This window comes from Halanaerobiales bacterium (assembly GCA_035270125.1).
In the GTDB taxonomy this organism is placed as follows: domain Bacteria; phylum Bacillota; class Halanaerobiia; order Halanaerobiales; family DATFIM01; genus DATFIM01.
Map to the genome: position 1 here is coordinate 1 of DATFIM010000177.1, position 2,255 is coordinate 2,255.

Annotated in this window: 3 protein-coding genes; all 3 read left to right on the forward strand. The window is 32.6% G+C overall.

Annotated features, from left to right (window positions below):
- Nucleotides 1-384, forward strand: a 384-nt coding sequence (locus VJ881_09285) for a nitronate monooxygenase (GenBank protein HKL76245.1), incomplete at its 5' end; no start/stop codon positions are given.
- The gene (gene fabD / locus VJ881_09290) at nt 377-1,309 is read left to right on the forward strand and encodes an ACP S-malonyltransferase (protein ID HKL76246.1); all 933 of its coding nucleotides are present in this window, start codon (nt 377-379) and stop codon (nt 1,307-1,309) included. The genes VJ881_09285 and fabD, both read left to right, overlap by 8 nt.
- Before the next feature lie 84 nt (nt 1,310-1,393).
- Nucleotides 1,394-2,152: a 3-oxoacyl-[acyl-carrier-protein] reductase gene (gene fabG, locus VJ881_09295; GenBank protein ID HKL76247.1), complete on the forward strand. Its 759-nt coding sequence runs from the start codon at nt 1,394-1,396 to the stop codon at nt 2,150-2,152.
- Nucleotides 2,153-2,255 lie beyond the last annotated feature (103 nt).

A 2,255-nucleotide genomic window follows, 5' to 3' on the forward strand; every position in this document is an offset into this window, starting at 1 on the left:
AGATTTGTTTGTTCAAAGGAATGTACTGCTGCTGATGAATTTAAAAAAGCTATACTTAAATCTAGAGATAGAGATGCAGTTGTAACCGGTCGTTCTACCGGTCATCCAGTCCGAAATTTAAAAAATAAATTGACTCGTAAACTTGATAAATTAGAAAATAAAGGAGCTTCAAAAGAAAAAATAGAAGAATTAGGCAGTGGAAAGTTAAGACTGGCAGCCAGAGAAGGTGATATTGAAAATGGTAGTGTAATGGCTGGACAGATTTCTGGGATGATAAATGAGATTTTACCTGTATCAGATATTATTAATAATATTATAAAAGAAACTGAAGAAGTTATGTTAAATAACTGTGATAATATTGTAGGAGGAAATGATAATGACTAAGAAAATTGCTTTTTTATTTCCCGGTCAGGGAGCTCAGGAAGTTGGAATGGGAAAAGAATTTATTGAGAATTATAAGGAAGCTAAAGAAATAAAAGAAGTTGCAGATAAGGAATTAGGTTTGGATTTAAGTTCAATTTATGTTAATGGTCCAAAAGAAGATTTAGATCATACCACAAATACTCAGCCAGCGATATTTACTGTGAGTATGATGGCTGATAAATTACTTCGTTCTAAAGGAATAGAACCTGTAATGACTGCTGGTCACAGTTTGGGTGAATATAGTGCCCTTACTTCTGCAGGAGTTTTTGAATTTGAAGATGCTGTTAAATTGGTAAGAAAACGTGGTGAATTTATGAATAATGCTTTACCTGCTGGTAAAGGTGGAATGGCAGCTATTATTAAATTAAAGCCTGAAAAAATAGAAGAAATTTGTCAAAAAGTAGATGGGATCTGTGAAATAGCTAATTATAATTCTCCTCTACAGATTGTTATTTCTGGAGAAAAAGATGCTATTAAAGAGGCAGTTAAGTTAGCTAAAGATGCAGGTGCTCTAAAAGCTATTGAACTCGATGTTAGTGGTCCTTTTCATTCTTCATTAATGAAAGATGCTAGAGACAAACTGGCTGCTGAAATTAATAATCTAAAATTAAACAAACCTAATATACCTATTGTAACTAATGTATCTGCTGATTTTGCAGAGAATTTAGATAAAATCAAAGAACAACTTTTAGCTCAGTTAACCAGTAGTGTTTGTTGGGAAGAGAGTATGAAAACAATGATTGATGCTGGGGTTGATGTGTTTGTAGAAGTTGGCCCGGGGACAATACTTAAGGGTTTGATGAAAAGAATTGATAGATCAGCAAAAGTTTATAATGTCTCTGATAAAGACAGCCTGGAAAAGACTATAGCTAATTTAGAGGATTAAAAAGATATTACCCTAAATTGTTTTTAAATAGTGTTATTTATGTTATAATTGGAAAGGTAAATATAAATAAGGAGGAATTTTTCTGTGAGTAATGATGATTTGACTGATAAAGTTGCTGTGATTACTGGAAGTTCAAGAGGTATAGGTGCTTCTATTGCTTTGAAGATGGCCCGGGATGGAGCTAATATTGTTCTAAATTATCACTCTGACAGCAGCAAAAAATATATAGACGATTTAATTGAAAAAATAAAAGGTTTTAATAGGGAAGTCATTGCTATTCAAGCAGATGTTTCTAAAATGGATGAAGCAAAAAAACTAATAAATGAAGCTTTAGATAAATTTTCTAAAATAGATATCTTAGTTAATAATGCTGGTATAAATAGTGATAACTTATTATTAAGAATGTCTGAAGATGATTGGGATAAAGTAATGGATGTTAATTTAAAAGGAGTTTTTAATTGTACTAAAACTGCAATAAAAAGTATGATGAAAAAGAGACAGGGTAAAATTATTAATTTAACTTCAGTAGTAGGAATTAAAGGTAATGCCGGTCAGTCAAATTATTCAGCTTCAAAAGCAGGGGTAATTGGTTTCACTAAATCTATAGCTAGAGAACTCGCTGGTAGAAATATTACTGCAAATGCAGTAGCTCCTGGTTTTATAACCACAGATATGACTGATGATATTCCTGAAGATGCAAAAAAAGAATTAATGAATGAAATACCATTATCTCGTTTGGGTAAGGGTGAAGATGTAGCAGAATTAGTTTCATTTCTTGCTTCAGATCGTTCAGACTACATAACAGGTCAGGTCATAAACGTAGACGGCGGAATGGCTATGTAATTATCGTGAGGCGGACTCGATGTCCGTCATAATAAATCGACCTTGCGTTATTTAAATGAAGACTTATTGAGGTGGGTTCGATACCCATCATAATAAATCGACC

Coding starts and splice junctions, on each gene's coding strand:
- fabD (HKL76246.1), top strand. CDS start 377: ATGACTAAGAAAATTGCTTTTTTATTTCCCGGTCAGGGAGCTCAGGAA.